Raw genomic sequence first — 20,678 nt, 5'->3', positions numbered from 1 at the left:
TCTTCCGTCGTTGTTCTGTCTACGCGGGGTAGACCCACACAATCAGCGCACAGTTAATTAACGAAAAACCATAATCCTTGCAAGGCATGAATAACCACGATCGGTTATGAAAAGTTGAAACCTCGGTTGGGTGGTGTAGCGGCGGCAAGCCTTGGACTTGCAGTCGGAAGGGAGTCCGCAAATACCGTTTATGTCTGCGGCCGGTCACGACTCTGCGGCAAAAGAATTCGCTCCGGCCGTGCACGTAAATGCAGGGAACTACGTTTGTACAGTATCGCGTGATCGGTTCGGCGTTCCAGGCGGAACATTCATCGTGCCGACAGGTGCGAACGTTACATTGAGTGGCCTTTTTGCTGGTTTTGCAGCCAACAGTAGTGGCCTCAAAACCGTGAATAGCGGGAACATTACGACGACAAACCCGCAGTCGCAGTATTACATCGGTTTTAACGGATCGGGAACGCTGAACGTCAGCGCCGGCGGCACGGTCTTCAGCGCCTCTCAGAGCTACGTCGGTTACAACCCGGGCAGCAGCGGTGTACTCACCGTTGCCGATGAAGGATCGATGTATACGAACGCGGGCTTTTTTATTATTGGGAACAGCGGACCTGCGCAACTGAGCGTGACAAATGGCGGTGCCGTTTCCAGTTCGAGCGGGACTGCGGATTTGCAGATCAAGTCCAACGGCACTGTGACGATCAGCGGGAAGACGATTGTCGGCGCCATCGCGGGGACGAGCTCGCCCGAGATCAGCGGTCGCGGAGCGTCTGGGGCGACGTCGGTTTTCGCTACGCCTGGTGAGCTGCCGTTGACTGCAGGTCTCGCGCTGAGCGAGAGTAGGTACGGCAGCCTGTAACCGCAGGCGGGATGTTCGGCACGAATCCTGCAATTCTTCACGCAGCAACGATTCTTTCCTATGATTTAAGCAACGGCGAGCCCGCCGGAGCTGCCATTGCCGAGTCGCAGGACCGGGGGCCGCACGCCTGCGCCGTGACATCGAATCAAAGCAGCCGTTCGCGCATGTTTCGATGATTCACCGGCTACCGGGCGGTCTGGATGGCAACGTTTGGACTACCTGGCAAACGAACGGAGCGTGGCGATGAAGCGGAGCGAGTCGCCCCAGCCGGTCACGATGCTCGAAGCACTGATACCGATCGCTGGCCTCGTCTTTCTCGTCAGTCTGTCCTTCTACCTGTTCGGCGATGGTGGTGCGAACGGGCCGAACCAGGTGGCACTCGTCGTGGCGACCATGCTGGCCGTATTTGTCGGTTGGCGTCGCGGTCATTCGCTCGCTTCGCTGCGCGAGGCCGCGAATGCCAGTGTCAGTTCCGGTATTGGCGCGATTCTCATCCTGTTCGCAGTCGGCGCGCTGATCGGCACGTGGGCGCTCAGCGGCACGATCGTCGCCATGGTCTATTACGGGCTGAAATTGCTGAGCCCGGACTACTTTTACGTCACGGCGGCTGGAATCTGCGCGGTGATCTCGTTCGCCATTGGAACCTCGTGGACTGTCGCGGGTACGATCGGAATCGGCCTGATGGGCATTGCGCACAGCATGGGCCTGAGCCCCGCCATAACGGCCGGTGCAGTGATTTCCGGCGCGTATTTCGGCGACAAGTCTTCGCCGCTCTCGGACACCGCGAATCTTGCGGCCGCTGCCGCCGGTGTCGATCTGTATCAACACGTGCGCGAGACGCTGCTGACATCGCTCGTCGCGATTGTCATCACGCTGGCCGTGTTTTATCTGCTTCGCCGCCCGGGCGCCTTCGATGCGAGCGCGGAGGTTGCTGCAATGCAGAGCGCATTCTACATATCGCCCGTGCTGTTCCTGCCGCTCATTCTTGTCGTCGTGCTGACGCTGTTCCGGCTTCCGCCATTTACCACGATCTTTCTTGGCGCATTGGCGGGTGGCGTGGTTGCCGTTTTCGTCGAGCCAGCGCGAGTCCTCGCATTTGCCGCCGCGCGAGAGGGCGTGCCGATCCCGATTGCGATGCTCAAAGGTGTATGGCTTGCGCTTGGGAGCGGCTACAGGTCCACGACTGGAAATCCAGTGCTTGATACGCTCCTCACTCGCGGCGGTATGGACAGCATGTTGAATACTATCTGGCTGATCATCACGGCACTGGCATTCGGAGGGGAGTCCGCTGCTGACGGTGGCGATCGCCTACGCGGGTATCCGCATGCCACGCGTCCCTCCAGCCCAAGCCGGGACCTCAACGGCAGGCGGCCCCCCAACTCCGGTCCATGAAGACGCCAAACAGAATTGACGGGTATTCTTACTCGAGTCGTGAGGCACCCTCGCTCGTGGCCGATACCCGGCGCGCGATGTGTTTCCAACCTATTGCAAGCGTTCTTCCGTCCGACGAACCGTCGGCAATACTGTAAGGAGCAGTCAAGATGAAAATGCAACGAAACGCTCCCCGGATCGCGTCCATGATGCTCGCCGCGGCGTTCACACTGGCTCAGGCAGGCGTCGCGGTGTCGCAGACGGCTGCTCCGCAGAGCGCCAGCGATATGCATAGGACCGGCATGCCCGAGACGCAGCAGCAGGGCGACATATCGTTCGTGACCGGCGGAGTCGGTCGCGACGAGTCGACTGCGCTGCGGCAGGCACGAAGGCAGTGGCCGTTGTCTCTGCAGTTCACCGGTCCCGGGGCGAGCTATGTGGCCGACGTCCAGGTGAAGATTGCCAAGGCTGGCGGCGCGACCGTGTTCGAGGCCACGTCGAAGGGGCCGTACATGCTCGTGCGCCTGCCTCAAGGGCGCTATACGGTCAACGCCACTTACGGCAGCGTGACCAGAAGGGAGACCGTGAACGTCCGCGGCAATGGCAGCGCGCGTGCGACGTTCGCGTTTCCGTCCACCCACTGAGCGCGGTCCCGACGCCGCGCCGAAGGTCGCGCGCGTCGCGTTCGTTTGGCAAGGGGCCTAGACCCAGCCATAGGCTTATTTGGCTTTTACACGCCAGTATCTGTACTTTTGCGGAACGAAAGCCTCATGCCTTGAGCACGTTCTTCCCCTTCGTCCCGAGCAACGGCAAGTCGCGGATCCGCACACCGGTCGCGTCGTCGATCGCATTCGCGAGCGCCGCGGCGGCCGGGCCTTGCGCTGCTTCTCCGACCCCGAGGAATGGCAAGCCCGGCCGGTCGATCAACAGCACGTCCACGCGTTTGGGTACGGACGAGAAACGCATGATCGGATAAGTGCTCCAGTCATAGCTCGTGATGCGTTGCGGGTCGAAATGCGTTTCTTCATAGAGCGTCCAGCTCGTGGTTTGCAAAATGCCGCCTTCGATCTGATTGCGCACGCCGTCCGGATTCACGATCTGTCCGCAATCGACGGCTGCTACGACACGCTCGATGCTGAGCTCGCCGGTATCGCGCATGACCGTCACGTCCATCGCGACGGCAAGGTAGGCCATCAGGTTCTTGTATTGGGCAAACGCAAAGCCGGTACCGTGCGAGCGCGGGCTCGAGTCGCCCGTTCGCGCGCTGCGGGCTCGCCAGCCGAATTGATCGACTACGGCGCTAATGACGCCATGCGCGCGCGGATCATCGAGATGTTTGAGGCGAAACGCCACGGGGTCGGCGTGCGCGGCTCTGGCGAGCTCGTCGATGAAGCTCTCGATCGCGAACACGTTCATGTGCGCGCCGAGCGAGCGCATGGCAGAGACACGTATCGGCATCGTCGGCACGAAATGATGCTGCACGTGCAGGCTGGGCACGCGATAAAGCGGAATGCTGTTGCGGTCGCCTCCGCCTTCCGGCATCGGAATCGGCTTCGGCGGCGCGGGGGTGAACGGTCGCGCAAGGAGCTGCGCGGGCAACAGGCGGCCCGCATTCTCGATGCGGTCGTTATGCGTGTTGCTCCATAGCTCGTAACGCCAGTCGGCAAGCGTGCCTGCGGAATCGAGCGTTGCATTCGCCTCGACTGTCATGGCCGGGCCGAACGGCTCCCACATGTGTTCCTGTTCGCGCATCAATTGCACGCGCACCGGGCGGCCAGGCAGCTCGCGTGCAACGAGGGCGGCGTCGGCCGCGACATCGTCCGCGCCGTTGTGTCCGTAGCAGCCCGAACCTTCCACATGGACGCAGCGCACCTTGTCGGGTGGCATCGCGAGCATTTCGGCGATGCCCGCACGCAGCGGATAGACGCCTTGCGTGTGCGTCCACACGGTCATCACATCGTTGTCGAGCTGCGCGACAGCGCACGATGGCCCAATCGAGCCATGCGTCAGATACGGCCTCGAATAGCGCGCCCGCAGCGTCGCCACAGGCGCGGCCGCGCCCGGCGCCGCGCCCTGATCGGCCACCGCGATTTCCTGTGAAGGCAGACTCATCAGCAAGGCGTGAACGTTCGCGGGATCGGGCAGCGGCGGCCCGGCCTGCCATTGCGCGGCGAGCGCAAGCTCACGCATCGCGAGGATCGCGCGCCATTCGTCGTCGGCGACCACCGCGAGGTAGTTGCCGTTGCGCACGACCTTGATGACGCCGGGCAGCGCCTCGACGCGCCCGCTATCGACTGCGACGAGGCTCGCGCCATAAGACGGCGGCCGCACGACGCGGGCATGCAGCATGCCGCGCGGCCGCAGGTCCTGGACGTAGCTCGCGCTGCCCGTCACCTTGCCCGGTATATCCACGCGCGGCAGCATATGCCCAATCAGCGCGTAGGCCGATGGCGGCTTTTTCGGCGCGTCGGGCTGCGCGTTCTGATGGAGGTCCGCGTATCGCACGGCTTCGCCATAGCTCACGCGTCTTCCGTCGGCGGCAATGACGGCGCCGTCGCGCGTCGTCAGGACCGCTGCGTCGACGCCCAACTGCGACGCCGCGCTCGCGACCAGCAGCGCGCGTACCTGAGCGGCGGCGTTGAGGATCGCGGTGCCGCTGTCCGCCATCGTGTGACTGCCTGCGGTGTAGCCTTCGTTCGGCGTTGCGGCGGTGTCGGCGGTGATCAGCTCGATCGCATGAGGCGCGAGATCCAGCTCTTCCGCGGCGACCTGCAGCAGCGCGGTGCGAATGCCCGTGCCAAGCTCCGCCTTGCCCGTGAATACGCTCACGTGGCCGTCAGGGGCGACCTTGATCCACGCATCGAGCAACGGCGTGCTCTTGAGACTGCCCGGCAGCTTCGGGGCGCTCGCGTTGAAGGTGCCCGCTTCGGTGGTGGTTTGCGCAAGCGCGGCCATGCCGGGCACGATCGCGAAGCTCACCATCAGCGAGCCGCCAACGAGGAAGCGGCGCCGCGCGGGGTCATCGGGGCCGCTGCCGTGAGCGACGGAGGACGGGCGGCCGTCGCTCACGACTGCGCTCCCTCGTCCGTTCGCGGCGAACCCGTCGCGGCTTGCCGGATCGCCGCGAGAATGCGCATGTGCGTGCCGCAGCGGCACAGGTTCGGCTGCATGTAGCGGCGGATCTGTTCATCGCCCGGGTGCGGGGTTTGCTCCAGCAGCGTGTGCGCGCGCATGATCATACCGGCGATGCAATAGCCGCATTGCGCGGCTTGCTCGTCAATGAAGGCTTGCTGAAGTGGTCCCGGATGTTCCGCGCTGCCAAGTCCTTCGACGGTTCGCACTGGCCGGTCGCCAACGGCCACGACCGGCATGAGGCACGAGAACACCGGTTCGCCGCCGACGCTGACCGTGCATGCGCCGCATTGACCGAGACCGCAGCCGAACTTCGCGCCATCGAGCTGCAACTGGTTGCGCAGCACGTAGAGCAGCGGCGTTGACGGGTCGACATCGACCGTATGACTGACTCCGTTGACGTTGAGCGTGATCATCGTGGCGGGCCGTCCTTGCGAAAATGCGCGACCGCGCCGGCGTCGAGCGAGGGCCACGCGTCGCGTGCGGTGAAGCGTTCGCGCGTGTAGTTGGCGAGCTCCGCTATCTGGGCATCCGTGAATGTGTTGGCGAATGATGGCATGAAGGGCGCGCTATCGCTTTCGTGCCAGTCGATTCCATCGAGGATGATACGGACCATGTTGCGCGGGCTGTCGGCGTTGACGGCCGTGGAAAGGGACAGCGACGGTCGAGCGCCCCCGCTCGACATCGGCGCGCCTTCGGCATGGCACGATGCGCAGGCCGCGGAGAATAGATTCGCGCCGCCGCCGGGCGCGGTGGACACGGGCGCGGCGGAAGCGGAGGGTGAGGCGACCGGATGCTCCGGCATGCCTGGGCCCCCGGACGGCAACGCCAGCAGATACGCGGCAATCGCCTCTACGTCGGAGGCGGAGGCGTCGGCGAGCATGCGCGTGACGGGGCGCATCGGACCCGCCGCCGCCCCATGGGCGCTCGCGAGGCCCGTGCGCAGATAGCTGACGAGCTGTGCCCGCGTCCAGGGCGTGGGGCGTGAAGCGAGGTCCGTCAGCGCGGGCGCATCCCATCCGTCGATCGTGCCGCCTTGCAGCGCGCGGTCGCGGCGCTCGGCACCGAGGCGGTCGAGCGGCGTGTGGCACGCACCGCAATGACCGAGGCTTTCGACCAGGTATCGTCCGCGTGCGACGTCCGGCGCTTCGGGCGGGGCCGGCGCTGCTTCGGTACCGGTATGCAGGTAAAAAAGATTCCACACGGCGATGAGGGGCCTGAAGCCGAGCGGGAAGATCAGCTCGTTGTGCGGCGCAGGCGCCTTGACGGGAGCGCGGCTCATCAGCCACGCATACAGCGAGCCCATATCGGCATCGCTGATGTGCGTGAAGTGCGGATAGGGGAACGCGGGATAGAGCAGATGGCCGTCGCTGGACACGCCGCGCCGCATCGCGCGCGCGAACGCGTCGAGCGACCAGCCCCCGATACCCGTCTCGTTGTCCGGGGTGATGTTGGTCGAGTAAATGATGCCGAAGGGTGTTCGCAGTGGCAGTCCGCCCGCGAGGGGCAGGCCGCCCGTCGCGGTGTGGCACGCGACGCAATTGCCAACGGCCGCGAGCTTCGCGCCGCGCGCCGCGGCCGCGGTATCGCTGCCGGCCGCGATGGGCGCGGTGATGGCAGCCGGCGCGGGCTCCCCAGCATGCGCGGTGGGTCCGCCGTATGCGGCCATGAGGGCAACCAGAACAACGGCCACGCCTGCACTCGCCACTCGTCCTTTCATCTAGCCTCCATCGCCGAGCCGTCCGCGCATCATGGTTCCAGACTACGTCGCGCGGCTCCAGGTGGCGCAAGCCGCGTTCCTGATATTCGCGGAAGTCTGCGGCTGTCCGCCGCTCCGCGGTTGGCCGCTGTCTACGATGACGGAAGCTTTAGGGTCGAACAGCGGCAGGTCGATAACGGTCTCGCCTAGCCGGCTGCGATCGCGATGGCGATCTGCACGAAAAGCACCTTGACGATGGTCATCGACGGAAAAATCATCGCGTACATGATGTCGGGCTGATCCGTCGGCGCGATGCGGTTGGCGAAGGCGAGAATCGCGGGATTGCCGGTCGCCCCGCAGATCACGCCGACCGATGTATCGAAAGACAGTCTGAAGACCCACAGGCAGCACGCAGCCGTGACGCCGACCAGCACCAGCAGCGTGATCACGCCATAAAGCAGCAGCAGCGGTCCGGCGGTGCCGACGGTCGCGACGAACTTGGGTCCGCAAGACAGGCCCACCTGCGCGAGAAAAATCGTCAGCCCGAGATTGCGCAGCACGAGATTTGCAGAGAGCGGCATCACCCACACGAACGGTCCGCTGCGGCGCGCCTTGCCGAGGCACAGCGCGACCAGTAGCAACGCCGCGAGACCCAGGCTGAACACGCCGAGACCGGGCGCGCGCAGCGGGATCGCGCCGACCAGCAGCCCCGCTGCCGCGCCGATGCCAAGACAGATGAAACTGAGGTCGGCCGTGCCCTTGATCGAATCGCCGAAAAACGCGCGGACCCTCGCGCGATGCGCGCTACTGACGAGCAGGCCGACGCGGTCGCCAGCTTCGAGAACGAGGTCTGGCGTCGACAATAGATCGGCGTCGCCGCGCCGCACGTGCGCGACCGCGCAGTTCACGCCATCCGGAAAGCGCAGATTGCCGAGCGCCGTGCCGACGACTGACGGACTCGACGCGAACACGCGCATATAGTCCAGGTCTTCCCGATGACTCGAGATACGCCCGGGCTGTAGCTCGCCGCATAGCGCCGTTGCTTCGTCGAGCGGGCGGCGCTCGGTGGCGGTGGCAAGGAGGACGTCGTCGGCGCGCAGCGTGAAGTCGTCGCTGGGCAGCTGATTGTGATGCGCGCGCCGCACGGCCGCGATCACTACGCCGGCAGGCAGGCGAGTCGAGAGCTCCGACAGCTTGAGACCGAAGAGACTGGCATTGCGCAGCGCGATTTCCGCGGTCTCCAGCAACTTCGCGGGCGGTTTCGGTATTTTGGCTTTCAGGACCGAGTTCAGCACATAGAGGAATAGGATCGGCCCGGCCACGCCGAACGGATAGGTGACGCTATAAGCCACGGCGGCATCGCTGCTTTTCATCGATGCGATGGCAACCTGCAGGCTCGCCGTGCTGGTGCCGCTGCCGGCGAACATGCCGAGCGCATCGGCGAGCGTGATGCCGAAATGGATGAAGGCGCACGCCACCAGACCCGAAACGATCACGCCCAGACATGCGGCCGCGTTGGCCTTCATGCCTTCCCGGCTCGTGAGTCCGCGGAAGAACTGCGCGCCGTACTGAATGCCGATGCCATACAGAAACAGCAGCAGACCGAGCGTGCCCAGCAACGCCGGCGGCGCGGATTTCGGCGCGAACGCGCCGAGCGCCAGTCCAACGAACAGCACGGCCCCCGAGCCTAGAGCCACGCCCTTGATAGTGATTTCGCCGACCAGGTAGCCAAGCGCGATGGTCAGAAAAAGCGCGAACAGCGGCTGAGTTTCGAGGAAAGTTCTGGCTGCTTCCATGCCGCCCCCTATAGGTGGATAAAGCAACGCGACCGAGCGCTTCCACCGGCAGGCCTCGCGTTCGACGCGCGGCAGTTGCTGACGATACTCGTTGCTGCTATCGCATTGCGCCTGCGAGGTTGCCCGAGCCGAGACCCACGATCAGATCGAGTGCGCCGTTCTTCAACGCTTGTGTCGCGACCACGCCCGCCGCTTTCAATGCGGCCGCGTCGACGCGCGACGCGTCCGATAGCTCGACACGCAACCGCGTGGCCGCCAGCGCGTCGAGCTTCCTGATGTTGGCCGCGCCGCCCAGCGCCGCACGAATCTTTTCCGCGCGCTCCGTTTCCTGCGGCGAGCTTTGCACCGAGGCGGCCACAGCCGCTGGAGCCGCCGCCGCTGCGCCTTCCACACCAGGCACCCCCGCCGCCGGCAAATCCGCTTCGGCGCCCGCTGTCTTCAGATAGTCCTGCATGTCGGTTTTCATGTTCTCCGACAACGGCCCGAAGATCGCCTGCACGCCGTTGCCCATGCGCACCACACCCGCGGCGCCGAGCGCCTTGAGCTTGGGTTCGTCGACGCCCGCCGGGTCCTTCACGGAGATGCGCAGCCGCGTGATGCAAGCGTCGAGACTCGTGATATTGGAGCGGCCGCCAAAGGCGAGCACGAGTTCGCGCGAACGTCCTCCCGCGCCGCTCGCGGCAACCGCCGCTGTTTCCGCCGCGTCGTCCTCGCGACCGGGTGTCTTGAGGTTGAAGCGCGTGATGACGAAGCGGAACACGCCGTAATAGATCACCGCGTAAATTGGACCAAGGATGAAAACGTACCACGCGTGCGTGGCCTTCCCACCGATCAGGTTGAACATCAGAAAATCGATGCCGCCTTGCGAAAACGTGAAGCCCATGCGCATGCCCAGTGTGTTCGCCACGAACTGCGCCGACGCCGCGAGGCATGCGTGAATCAGGTAAAGCACCGGCGCGACGAACAGGAACGCGAATTCGATCGGCTCGGTGATGCCGGTGAGGAAAGAAGTCAGCGCGGCCGAGACCATCATGCCGCCGACGGCCACCTTCTTCTCCGGCTTCGCGCAATGCCAGATCGCGATCGCCGCGGCCGGCAGGCCGAACATCTTGAACAGGAACGCGCCCGCCAGGATGCCCGCGGTCCGGTCACCCGCGAAAAAACGGGTGATGTCGCCGTGAACCGTCCTGCCGGTCGTCGGGTCGAGGTAGCTGCCCATTTCGAAGAAGAACGGCACGTTCCAGATGTGATGCAGGCCGAACGGAATCAGCAGACGTTCGACGAAACCGTAGACCGTCGCGGCGGTGCGCGGGTCGGAAACCGCCGCCCAATGCGAAAAAGCCTTGATCGCGCTGCCGATCGGCGGCCATACGAAAGACAGGATCGCGCCGAGCACGATCGAGCCGATCGCGGTCACGATCGGCACGAAGCGCTTGCCGGCGAAGAAGCCGAGATAGGGCGGCAACGTGATCCGGTAGTAGCGGTTGAACATCCATGCCGCAAGACCACCGGCGAGGATGCCGCCGAACACGCCGGTCTGGATCGACGGTATGCCCATGATCGTGTCGGTTTCGACGCCCTGGAGCTTGCCGATCACACCCAACGTGGCCGTCATCACCAGATATCCGATCGTTGCGGCGATGCCCGAGACGCCATCGTTCTCGGTGAAGCCGAGCGCGACGCCGATCGCGAAGATCAGCGGCAGGTTGCCGAAGATCACGTCGCCCGCGTTCTTCATCAGCGCGAGCACGACGGCCGGCACGTAACCGTGAAAGTCGGTGGCGCCGAGACCGAGCAGCAGGCCGGCCACCGGGAGCACGGCGACGGGCAGCATCAGCGATTTGCCGATCTTCTGCAAGACTCCGAAGGCATGCGAGAACATGGCTGATCTCCTGTTGATCCGCTCACTCGGCAAAGCGCGACAGATGCGCGCGGACTTCCGCGGCGGTGCCCAGACACAGCACCTCGGCGGCGAGCTTCCTGGCTTCTTCGGTCGTCACGCGTGCAAGCTGAGCCTTGATCGAACCGACCGCAGGAATGCTCACCGACAGCTCGTCGATGCCAAGGCCGACGAGCACCGGCACCGCCATCGCATCCGACGCGATACCGCCGCAAATGCCGACCCATTTGCCATGCTTGTGCGCGCCGTCGACCGTCATGCCGATCAGACGCAACACCGCCGGGTGCAGCGCGTCGGCCTGCTTCGCGAGCTGCGGATGGCCGCGGTCCATCGCGAGCGTGTATTGCGTGAGATCGTTCGTGCCGATCGAGAAGAAGTCGACTTCGCGTGCGAGCGGCTCGGCGATCAGCGCGGCCGCGGGGACTTCGATCATGACGCCGACTTTCACGCTCGCCGCGCGATCGCCGGCTTCTTCGAGCAGGATCTTGCGCGCTGCCCGCACCTCCTCGATCGCGGCGATCATCGGGAACATCACGTGCAGATGCCCAAGCGGCGCCGCGCGCAGGATCGCGCGCAGTTGCGTGCGGAAGATGTCGGGACGCTCCAGGCTCACGCGCACACCGCGCAGGCCGAGAAACGGGTTGTCTTCCTTCGGCAGCGGCAGATACGACAGCGGTTTGTCGCCGCCGACGTCGAGCGTGCGGACCACGAGCGGCCGCTCGCGGCCAAGCGCTTCGGCGACGGCGCAATATTCGGCGGCCTGTTCGTCTTCGGTGGGCGCGGTGTCTCGCGCGTCGAACAGGAACTCGGAGCGCAACAGGCCCACGCCTTCGGCGCCGGCCGCGACCGCATCGCGTGCTTCCTGCGCATTGCGGATGTTCGCGACGACTTCGACGCGGTGGCCGTCGGCCGTCATTGCGAGTTTGGTTGCCGCGAGCTTTTCGTCTTCGCGCTTGGCGGCCTGGCGCCTGATGCGTTCGCGCGCCTTCTCGAGTTCCTCGGCGCTCGGGTTGCGCCGCAAGCTGCCGCGCGAACCGTCGAGCACGACGGGCGTGCCGTCGGCGAGTTGCAGCGCGCGCGCGTCGATACCGCAGATCGCCGGAATGCCGAGCGAGCGCGCGAGGATCGCGACGTGGCTCGTCGCGCCGCCGCTCGTCGTGCAAAAGCCGAGCACCTTGCTGCGATCGAGCGACGTGGTGTCGGACGGCGAGAGCTCCTCGGCAATCAGGATCGATTCGTCCGGCACGTCGATCTGCGCCTGCTTCACGCCGGCGAGCAGCGCGAGTACACGGCGGCCGACGTCGCGGATATCGCCGGCGCGTTCGCGCAGCAGCGGATTGTCGAGCTTTTCGAGCGTGCTTGCCTGGTGCTGGAACGCATCGCGCCACGCGAACCCCGCGCCCTTTCCCGCGCTGATGCTGCTGATCGCGGCGTCGTTGAGGCCAGGATCGTCCAGCAGTTCGAGATGCGCGTCGAGAATCTGCGCTTTCGACGGATCGGTGAGCGTCGCCTTGAGCGCCTCGATCTGCTGACGCGCCTGATGCTGGGCCGCTTCGAGTTGCGCCCGTTCGCGTTGCGGCGACTCGCCCGCTTCGTTCACCTCGATGACCTGCTGGCGGAACTGCACGATCCTGCCGACCGAAAGCCCTGGCGAAGCGGATACGCCGATGAATTCGTTGGTGTCGGCGGGAGCCGCTTCGGTCGGTGCTGGCACCGGCGCAGCCGCCGCAGGTGCGGGCGCATCGCCGGGCTTTTCGCCCGATCCCTCGCCAAGCAGACGCGCGACGGTGTTGGCCGCCTCCGCCGCGTCGGGACCGTGGGCCTCGACGCGCAGCTTGTCGCCGAACTTCGTTGCGAGCCCCATGATCGCGACGACGGACTTGGCATTTGCGCTGGCATCGCCGCGCAGCAGCCGGATCTCGGACTTGAATTTCTTCGCCTCGACCGTGACGACCGCGGCGGGCCGTGCATGCAGGCCCGCCGGATTCGGCAGCGTGATCTCGTCGGAGAAGATCGCGCCGGTGGCGCTGGCCGTGTCCTTGTCCTCCATGCTGCCGACCAGCTCGACGTACAGCGCGACGTCGGTGCCGGCGACGACGAGCCCTTTCGCGGGAACGTAGCGCGTGACGAGATCGCCATTGGCGATCACCATTTGCGTGAGCAGGCTGGTTGCTTTTGCGCCGACCGCGATTGGGTCGAAGCGGATCAGCGGCGTGCCCGTCGCGACGGCGTCGCCTTCCTTGACCAACGGCATGAAGCCCTCGCCGCGCAGCAACACGGTGTCGAGCCCGATGTGCAGCAGCACTTGCAGACCGTTGTCGCCGGTGATCGTCGTGGCGTGGCCAGCGCTATGGAGTTGCGTGACCTTGCCGGCAAGCGGCGACAGCAGTTCATCCGAGGTCGGATCGATCGACACGCCATCGCCGACCATCTTCTGGGCGAAGACCGGATCGGGCACGCTCTCGAGAGGAACCAGTACGCCTGACAGTGGTGCCATCAACCCGATGCGCAGAGGACGCTGAGGAGCTTTCATCGCCAAGACTCCTTGTACATTGACGCTCGCCTCAGGTGGCTCGACTCGAGCCGCATGGGCGCGACATTCACACGTGCGGTCGGCACCATTGCCGCTCACGCCGCTCACCCACTTGTGAGCGGCGCACGTTACAAAAGCGTCGGTGACAAAAACTCGGGAAACCAGACAAGGTCGCGCACGTCGCCCGTGTGCGCCCGCGCAGCCTCGACCGGGATGAATGGAGAAACGTCAGGCGCGCTCCGACGACGCTGTTTGCGTTTGCCGGGCCGCCTCGCACCCGTGCGCAACCCTTTGCACCGTGGTCCCGGAAAAAAGGACCCGGAAAGCGCTCTGAAAAAGAGCATATGTTACTGAGCGCAGATTGCAAGACAAGACGATTTCGGACGGGAACGCCTGAAATTTGCAATTTCCTGGCGGGAGATGGAGCGGTCTTTATTAGTTGGCGTGTGACGCGTTCATTGATCTGTGTTTTATCCGTTTAGCGAAAGGCGGCGGCCCGACAAGACGCTCACCCTTAATGTTCAGAGTAGATCCGTGACGACATCCACCGTATCGAACTCGATGAGCAATTCCGCGCCCAACGAGGCGGCTACGGATGCAATCGGCATATTGGGGCGGTTCTCTTTCCCGAAATATGATTTTTCTAGCGCATGGAGGGCGCGCTGATAATCAGGGGACTGGAAATCCGTGAGTACCTTCACTTCATAAATAACGTTCTGGATGAGGAAATCGTTCGCAAGACAGCGCGTCGCGCCCTTGAATTGAACGCGAACCCGGTCTTTCCTATTGTCGAACATCAAGGCAAGCTCAACGATGCTTGCCTCACGGTCCGCGGATACGCCCATCAAATACCAGTCGTGGAACGCATTGAATTTCTTGATAAGGTCCATCGCGTAATTCCTTCAGGGACTCCAGGGGCTGAATGGAACAACATAATCGCCGCCATCTCGCACACCGTTGTCCCAATTGTGCGCGTGGGGCTTCAATCCGTTGTGTACATGGTCAAAGTCGAGATCAACGACCGGCTTTCTATCATCCCCGTACAGCCGCATTTGCCCGCTACCTGGGTTTGTGTACCAGGTTCCCGGGTCTCCGAGGTTCGGAGTCTTGGCTACATCGAATGAACCTTCGTCAACCTGGTTGGGCGAGTACTCGAACGGCTGCGCATCGCCCAGCGGCGTTGAGACCGGCGTGGCGATGGTCCCATCGGGTAGCACGTCGCCGGGGCGAGCGTACCAGATCGCGAGACCATCGTCGGCGGCCAGCCGCGGCAGTATGGGACGCTCGAATGACCGCGCGGCAGGCACGGCGGCCAGCGCGCGCCGGAAGAGCTGCGACGGCGTGACGAATGAACTGGCGGCCGGTGCGCACCTCGTCGCTGGACGTGTTGCCGCGATATTCGTGCCGCGTGTAGAGCGTGCAGCTCCGACGGGCCCCCACTTTCAAGTCAATCGCCATCCGCCTCCCTGGTGCGATCAGATCAGTTGGCATACCTATCACGGGGGCTCCATTGCACGCTGCAAAAAACGAAGCCCTCAAACCGCCGCGAACGCTGCAATACCTCTATGGCGGCCCTGAGAACGCACGGCGGCGCGACTTACGAGACCTCGTAACATTGTGGAAGACTGTCAAGAAAACAGTAGGAGCGTCGATGGTTTGGCCAATGCGCATCACATTGCTGATGGCGAACGCTTCCGTGCCGACGCATATGGAAGAGCCGTACGCGGTCGTTTCGCGAGACTAGCTGACTCGTAGCGAGATATCGCCGCAGAGGCATTGTTCAGCCACACCTTCTAGTCTTTTCATCGGACGACTCTTTTTCCGACACGAGGCCCAGCCTAAAGTACGAGCCTTCAATCTGGCATCAAGGTCGTCATGCAAATCGATACACCTGCAATCCCGGCATCGTTGGAAGGACATTCAACCTCCGCGGGTCAATGGCTCTCCGTCATAGCGGTAGCGGTAAGCGCATTCGCCTTCGTCACGGCCGAGTTTTTGCCTGTCGGGCTGCTGCCGCAAATCGCACACGACCTCGGCGTGTCGACCGGTGTCGCTGGCCTCATGGTCACCACGCCCGGCGTGATGGCCGCGATATCGGCGCCGACGCTGATAGTCAGCGCGGGCCGCATGGACCGCCGATACGTTTTCCTGCTCCTCACTGCGGTACTGTTGATCGCGAACGTCGTGTGTGCCATCGCACCGAACCTCGCGATCATGCTCGTAGGACGGGCTCTGCTTGGCGGCGCGCTGGGTGGCTTCTGGACTCTGGCGACGGCGGCGGCTCCTCGACTCGTGCAAGCAAAGGATGCCGCCAAAGCGACCGCGACCATTCTGACCGGCGTGACCTGCGCAACCGTGATCGGCGTGCCGCTCGGGACGTTCATCGCGTCGTTTGCATCGTGGCGCATGGCGTTCGCCGCCACCGCGGGCCTCGTGTCGCTCGCCTTACTGGCGCAGGCGTTCCTCGTGCCTTCGTTGCCGTCGGCATCGGCGTTGCGGATCGCCGATTTCAAAACCCTGCTTGTCCGGCCTCATACGAGGTTGAGCATGGTGATGGTCGCGCTCGTCTTCGGCGCGCATTTCTCGACCTACACGTATATTGCGCCGCTGCTCGAACACGACTTCTCGTTGAGCGCCATCACGCTGTTGCTGTTCGGATTCGGTCTGATCGGCTTCTTCTCCAATGCGTTGACATCGATGGTGATTTCGAACCATCTAAAGAAATCCGTCGCCGCGATGGTTCTGCTGCTATTGGGCGCGATGTCGTCGATGTTGCTGCTCGAACATTCGCCGATCGGCGAGACCGCGGGGATGCTGCTGTGGGGAATCGCGTTCGGAGCGCTTCCGCTTTGCTTGAGCGTGTGGATTCAGCGCGGCACGACAGACCTGCCCGAAGCGGGGTCGGCCATGTTCGTCAGCATCATCCAGGTGGCGATTGCGGTGGGCTCGGCAGTGGGGGGCACCATTGTCGACCGTGCGGGCGTTCACGCTGACTTCACTCTGGGACTTGGACTCGCGCTACTGGGCCTCGTGGCACTGCAACGGCTTGCTGTATTGGAACGACCGGCCACGGCGGCTTCCCTTGATTGCGCCTGCGATGCGTCGGTTGACTGACGCGTCGAGACAGTACGTCGCGTGACTGGACCGCACCGCGCTAGCCAGCCGTTGCGACGGAAGCCGTCAAACAGCCGTCTTCACGACTCTGGGTTGAAACGGGGCGTTGAGCGGCACGTCGCCAGCGGCCTCGTTGCGGGCGGCGCTCGTCGATAGATAGCGCAAGCAGCACACGCGCAAAAAAGACGCGAAATTCAACGACTCTTCGCCGCGCAAGGCGACCAGTTCGTCGTGAAGCTTCACGACGAACTGGGTCGTCGTCACGTTCTCGCGGTTGGCGATTTCCCGAAGCACGTCCCAGAAGAGATTTTCGAGCCTCACCGTGGTCACGACGCCATGAATGCGCAGCGCGCGCGTACGCGACTCGTAGAGGATCGGATCAGCGTTGACATAGACGTTGCACATACGTTCAGCCTTTCTCGCGAATGATGACGTCGCAGGACGCGAAGCGCGCGGCGCGGGCGCTCATGCCGTCGCGATCGAGCGTAACACGGTTGGTCGCCCGCGATGCCGCGCCTCGGTCGAGGCGCGCTCCTTCAATGCGTGATGCGCGTGCCCAGCAGCGCAAGGAACTGCGCAAGCCAGTTCACGTGCGAGGTCCATGCGGGCGCGGTGACGAAGTTCTCGTCGGTGATCGCGTCAGGCCAGTCGAGCGCCACGTACTGCGCGCCCGCGAGCTTCACTTCGGGCGCGCAGGCCGGATACGCCGAGATGCGCCGGCCTTCGATCACACCTGCCGCAGCCAGCAGTTGCGCGCCGTGGCAGACCGCGGCAATCGGCTTCTTCGCTTCGGCGAATTGGCGCACCCAGCCGATCACCTCGTCGTTGAGCCGCAGATATTCGGGGGCGCGGCCGCCGGGCACGAGCAGCGCGTCATATTGCGCGGGGTTCACCGACGCGAAATCGGCGTTCAGCGTGAAGTTATGGCCACGCTTTTCGGTGTAGGTCTGATCGCCTTCGAAGTCGTGGATTGCGGTGCGAATCGCGTCGCCCGCGCGCTTGTCGGGCGCGACGACGTCCACCGAATGCCCGACTGCCGCCAGTGCCTGAAACGGCACCATCAGCTCATAATCTTCGACGAAATCGCCGGCGATGATAAGAATGCGCTTTGACATGCTTCGTCTCCTCTCGAATGGGGTGGGAAATGGCGAGGCGGACGCGCTATCGCGGTGTGAAGGCGGCGGCCGTTGAGAAGCAATATAGCGATCGACGCAGTGGGCCAGGTAATACGCGGCTAAATGCCGACCAGGGATTTCACTGAGCTGAACGGAATTCAGCCCGAGTGCGGCAGACGATCGCGGTAGGTGGAGCAAAGAAAAGAGTCGCGCTCCATTCGAGTGCGACTCTTTTATCATTGGGAACGTCGATTCAACCGCGCAGATTCGACACACATCGCTGCAGCACCTTGCGCAGCGTATCGACCGGGATTTCCGTTACTCCGTCCAGCATGGACGCTTCGAGCGCGTCGATCGCCGAATCGCATTCCTGTAGTACCCGACGCCCTTCGTCGGTCAGAAACAGATGAATCAGTCGACCGTGGGTAGGATGCCCCACGCGTCCGACCCAACCGTTGGCTTCCATCGTCTTGACAACTTCGTTGGCCGACTGCGGCGTGATGAACGAGCGTTCGGCGAGTTTCGCATTGGTCATCGCGCCGCTGGCGCTGATGACGGAGAGTGCGGTGAACTGAGGCAAGGTCAGCCCGAATTCACCCAGTACATCGATCAAACTGCGTTTGAGCAGGCGGTCGAGTTGGCCGACCACATAGGAAACGCGGGAAGGTGGCGCACCGGTTTTCGTTGAACCGGCTTGTTTGGCAAGGGGCGTTCGCCGCTTCTCCATTGTCTTGATCATTATCAGGTTGCCTTAGGTGTTTCTACCAAGCATATCATATTCTACTTTCAATATCAGGCCTCCTGAGAATAGACTCATCATCAATTCCGGGGGCGCTGTGGGAAGGATTCTGATAAGTGGCGCAAGATCATTGTCAGAAATCTTCTCCTTCCCATGGCCGCTTCGTCGAAGAACGAAGCGTGGCTCGCCTCTGGCAATTCAATCAAAGGTGAAGGAGACGTCATGTCAAGTGTTGCTAATCGGTCGAGTGCGGTGGGCTCCAGTACTGCACTAACGTTGGCATTGTGCTTTCTCGTCGCGGTGTTGGAGGGTATCGACCTGCAGTCCACTGGCGTTGCGGCGCCTCGAATGGCGCATGAGTTCGGCTTGTCGGTCAGCCAGTTGGGGCTCGCTTTCAGCGCCGGCATGTTGGGGCTTTTGCCGGGCGCGATGATCGGTGGCAGACTCGCCGACCGGATCGGCCGCAAGCGCGTTCTGATGATCTCGATGGCGATTTTCGGCATCTTCTCGATTGCGACCGCGCAAGTCTGGAGTTTCGAAAGTCTGCTGATTGCTCGCGTGCTGACGGGCATCGGGCTCGGCGGCGCGATGCCGAACCTGATCGCGTTGTCGTCCGAGGCGGTCGATGCGCGTCACCGCAACACCGCGGTTAGCGTCATGTATTGCGGTATGCCACTCGGCGGCGCGCTTGCCGCATTGATCGCCGTACTGAGCGCGGGTGCTACCGCGTGGCGTCATATCTTCTACGTGGGCGGAGCCGGACCGCTGATCATCATTCCGCTGCTGATGGCATTGCTGCCTGAGTCGCGCGAATTCGCCACCGAATCGCGGGAATTCACGACGGCGGACAAGCCGCTCCTTTCGACGCGCGAAGTCCTGTTCGGCGAGGGGCGCGCCGCCGCGACGATCGGTATCTGGATCAGCTTCTTCTGCACGCTGATCGTTCTTTACTTCCTGCTGAACTGGCTGCCTTCGTTGACCGTGGGGCGCGGCATGAGCCGTTCGCAGGCCGGGATTGCCCAGATCTTTTTCAACCTCGGCAGTGTGATCGGCGTACTCGGCATCGGTCTGCTGATGGACCGCTTCAGACAAGGCCTGTCAGTCACGGCAATCTATGCGTGCATCGTCGGCGCATTGGTCGCGCTTTCGCAAGTCGCCAGCATCGAGACGCTGTCCGTTGCCGTGCTGTTTGCCGGGATGGGCGTCGTCGGTGCGCAGTCGATGCTGTATTCGCTGTCCGCCGCCAGCTATCCGACCAGCGTGCGGGGTACGGGAGTCGGCGCCGCGGTGGCGGTGGGACGCGTCGGCTCGATTGTCGGCCCCGTAGCCGCCGGGCAATTGCTTGCGATGGGAAAGAGCTCGGCGCTCGTCATCGGCGCGAGCGTGCCGGTGACGATCGTCGCGGCGATTACAGCATTGCTCGTCATTCGCTCCAACGCCGCGAAACGCTAACTCTTCGTTGATGGACCCAACTGGCCCGGCGTTTTCGCGCCGGGCCATTTTCCATGCGTCATTCGTGATTCGTCGTGCCTCGGGCCCGCAGATCAAGCAACCTGACGGCGTTCTCCTTCAGAACGAGCGGCTTTACTTCGGGCTTGATGTCGAGCGTATCGAAGTCTTCGAGCCAGCGGTCCGGGCGGATCAGTGGGAAGTCGGATGCGAACAGCACCTTGTTGCGCAACAGCGTGTTCGCATACTTGACCAGCTCGGGCGAAAAGTACTTCGGCGACCAGCCCGACAGATCGATATACACGTTCGGCTTGTGCAGCGCGATCGACAGCGCCTGCTCCTGCCATGGCCAGGAGGGATGCGCGATCACGATCTTCATGTCGGGGAAGTCGGCGGCGACATCGTCGAGGTAGATCGGCTCCGAATACTTGAGGCGCAAACCGCCGCCGCCGCGCATGCCCGAGCCCATGCCCGAGTGTCCACTGTGAAAAACCGCCGGCAGCCGGTACTCGGCAATCACTTCGTAGAGCGGGTATGCCATGCGGTCGTTGGCGAAGATACCCTGCATCGTGGGGTGAAACTTGAAACCGCGCACGCCGTGCTCCTCGATGAGCCGCCGCGCTTCGCGTGCGCCGAACTTGCCTTTGTGCGGATCGATGCTGGCGAACGCGATCATGATGTCGGCGTTTTTCTGCGCGAACTCCGCGACCTCTTCGTTCGAAATGCGACGGCGCCCGATGTTCGCTTCGCAGTCGACGGTAAACATCACGAAGCCGATATTGCGCTCCCGATAGTGCTCGATCGTTTCGGGAATGGTCGGGCGGCGCCCTTGTTTGAGCACGGTGCCGAAGTATTTGTCGGCGGCTTCGTCGAATTCTTTGGCAAACAGGTCCGGTGGTTGGCAGCACGACACCTCGGCATGCACGTGGGTGTCGATGGCCTTCAGTTGATCGATGTTCAATGGGGTCTCCTATGTG

At 63.5% G+C, this 20,678-nt stretch carries 16 protein-coding genes; 5 read left to right on the top strand and 11 right to left on the bottom strand.

Features of this window, described 5'->3' with window-relative positions:
• Positions 1 to 313: 313 nt before the first annotated feature.
• The 3 genes from OKW27_RS18855 (at position 314) to OKW27_RS18845 (ending at position 2,868) form a co-directional block, all read left to right on the top strand.
• On the top strand, positions 314 to 853 hold the full coding sequence (locus OKW27_RS18855) for a hypothetical protein (protein ID WP_429334397.1): 540 nt from the start codon (positions 314 to 316) through the stop codon (positions 851 to 853).
• A gap of 210 nt (positions 854 to 1,063) precedes the next feature.
• The gene (locus OKW27_RS18850; RefSeq protein ID WP_429334396.1) at positions 1,064 to 2,245 is read left to right on the top strand and encodes a Na+/H+ antiporter NhaC family protein; all 1,182 of its coding nucleotides are present in this window, start codon (positions 1,064 to 1,066) and stop codon (positions 2,243 to 2,245) included.
• Positions 2,246 to 2,394: 149 nt separating this feature from the next.
• The gene (locus OKW27_RS18845; RefSeq protein ID WP_429334395.1) at positions 2,395 to 2,868 is read left to right on the top strand and encodes a carboxypeptidase regulatory-like domain-containing protein; all 474 of its coding nucleotides are present in this window, start codon (positions 2,395 to 2,397) and stop codon (positions 2,866 to 2,868) included.
• A 124-nt stretch (positions 2,869 to 2,992) separates the two neighbouring features.
• Here the strand turns inward: OKW27_RS18845 and OKW27_RS18840 are convergent, their stop codons facing one another.
• The 7 genes from OKW27_RS18840 to OKW27_RS18810 all read right to left on the bottom strand — a co-directional run bounded on the left by OKW27_RS18840 (position 2,993) and on the right by OKW27_RS18810 (position 14,174).
• The gene (locus tag OKW27_RS18840; RefSeq protein ID WP_429334394.1) at positions 2,993 to 5,293 is read right to left on the bottom strand and encodes a molybdopterin cofactor-binding domain-containing protein; all 2,301 of its coding nucleotides are present in this window, start codon (positions 5,291 to 5,293) and stop codon (positions 2,993 to 2,995) included.
• On the bottom strand, positions 5,290 to 5,772 hold the full coding sequence (locus OKW27_RS18835; protein ID WP_429334393.1) for a (2Fe-2S)-binding protein: 483 nt from the start codon (positions 5,770 to 5,772) through the stop codon (positions 5,290 to 5,292). The genes OKW27_RS18840 and OKW27_RS18835 overlap by 4 nt, the downstream gene beginning before the upstream one ends.
• Positions 5,769 to 7,076, bottom strand: a complete 1,308-nt coding sequence (locus OKW27_RS18830) for a c-type cytochrome (protein WP_429334392.1) — start codon at positions 7,074 to 7,076, stop codon at positions 5,769 to 5,771. The genes OKW27_RS18835 and OKW27_RS18830 overlap by 4 nt, the downstream gene beginning before the upstream one ends.
• Positions 7,077 to 7,261: 185 nt before the next feature.
• Positions 7,262 to 8,851 (bottom strand): aspartate:alanine exchanger family transporter, encoded by a 1,590-nt coding sequence (locus OKW27_RS18825; RefSeq protein WP_429334391.1) that lies wholly within the window; start codon positions 8,849 to 8,851, stop codon positions 7,262 to 7,264.
• Positions 8,852 to 8,948: 97 nt separating this feature from the next.
• Positions 8,949 to 10,733, bottom strand: coding sequence for a PTS glucose transporter subunit IIBC (gene ptsG / locus OKW27_RS18820; RefSeq protein ID WP_429334390.1), 1,785 nt, complete (start codon positions 10,731 to 10,733; stop codon positions 8,949 to 8,951).
• A gap of 22 nt (positions 10,734 to 10,755) precedes the next feature.
• Positions 10,756 to 13,284, bottom strand: coding sequence for a phosphoenolpyruvate--protein phosphotransferase (gene ptsP, locus OKW27_RS18815; RefSeq protein WP_429334389.1), 2,529 nt, complete (start codon positions 13,282 to 13,284; stop codon positions 10,756 to 10,758).
• A gap of 521 nt (positions 13,285 to 13,805) precedes the next feature.
• Positions 13,806 to 14,174 (bottom strand): hypothetical protein, encoded by a 369-nt coding sequence (locus tag OKW27_RS18810; RefSeq protein ID WP_429334388.1) that lies wholly within the window; start codon positions 14,172 to 14,174, stop codon positions 13,806 to 13,808.
• Positions 14,175 to 15,159: 985 nt separating this feature from the next.
• Between OKW27_RS18810 and OKW27_RS18805 the strand changes: the two genes are divergently transcribed.
• Positions 15,160 to 16,398, top strand: coding sequence for an MFS transporter (locus OKW27_RS18805; protein ID WP_429334387.1), 1,239 nt, complete (start codon positions 15,160 to 15,162; stop codon positions 16,396 to 16,398).
• A gap of 66 nt (positions 16,399 to 16,464) precedes the next feature.
• Here the strand turns inward: OKW27_RS18805 and OKW27_RS18800 are convergent, their stop codons facing one another.
• The 3 genes from OKW27_RS18800 to OKW27_RS18790 all read right to left on the bottom strand — a co-directional run bounded on the left by OKW27_RS18800 (position 16,465) and on the right by OKW27_RS18790 (position 18,252).
• Positions 16,465 to 16,803, bottom strand: coding sequence for a ribbon-helix-helix domain-containing protein (locus OKW27_RS18800; protein WP_429334386.1), 339 nt, complete (start codon positions 16,801 to 16,803; stop codon positions 16,465 to 16,467).
• 131 nt (positions 16,804 to 16,934) lie between these two features.
• The gene (locus OKW27_RS18795) at positions 16,935 to 17,513 is read right to left on the bottom strand and encodes a DJ-1/PfpI family protein (protein WP_090808937.1); all 579 of its coding nucleotides are present in this window, start codon (positions 17,511 to 17,513) and stop codon (positions 16,935 to 16,937) included.
• A 253-nt stretch (positions 17,514 to 17,766) separates the two neighbouring features.
• Positions 17,767 to 18,252, bottom strand: a complete 486-nt coding sequence (locus OKW27_RS18790) for a MarR family winged helix-turn-helix transcriptional regulator (RefSeq protein ID WP_090808939.1) — start codon at positions 18,250 to 18,252, stop codon at positions 17,767 to 17,769.
• Between the two features lie 222 nt (positions 18,253 to 18,474).
• On the opposite strand from OKW27_RS18790, the gene mhpT reads away from it, so the two are divergent.
• The gene (gene mhpT / locus OKW27_RS18785; protein ID WP_429334385.1) at positions 18,475 to 19,704 is read left to right on the top strand and encodes a 3-(3-hydroxy-phenyl)propionate transporter MhpT; all 1,230 of its coding nucleotides are present in this window, start codon (positions 18,475 to 18,477) and stop codon (positions 19,702 to 19,704) included.
• Positions 19,705 to 19,762: 58 nt separating this feature from the next.
• Here the strand turns inward: mhpT and OKW27_RS18780 are convergent, their stop codons facing one another.
• Positions 19,763 to 20,662, bottom strand: coding sequence for an amidohydrolase family protein (locus OKW27_RS18780; protein ID WP_429334384.1), 900 nt, complete (start codon positions 20,660 to 20,662; stop codon positions 19,763 to 19,765).
• Positions 20,663 to 20,678 lie beyond the last annotated feature (16 nt).

This window comes from Paraburkholderia sp. 35.1 (assembly GCF_050436525.1).
GTDB lineage: Bacteria > Pseudomonadota > Gammaproteobacteria > Burkholderiales > Burkholderiaceae > Paraburkholderia > Paraburkholderia tuberum.
This window is presented reverse-complemented; position numbering and strand designations above follow the sequence as displayed.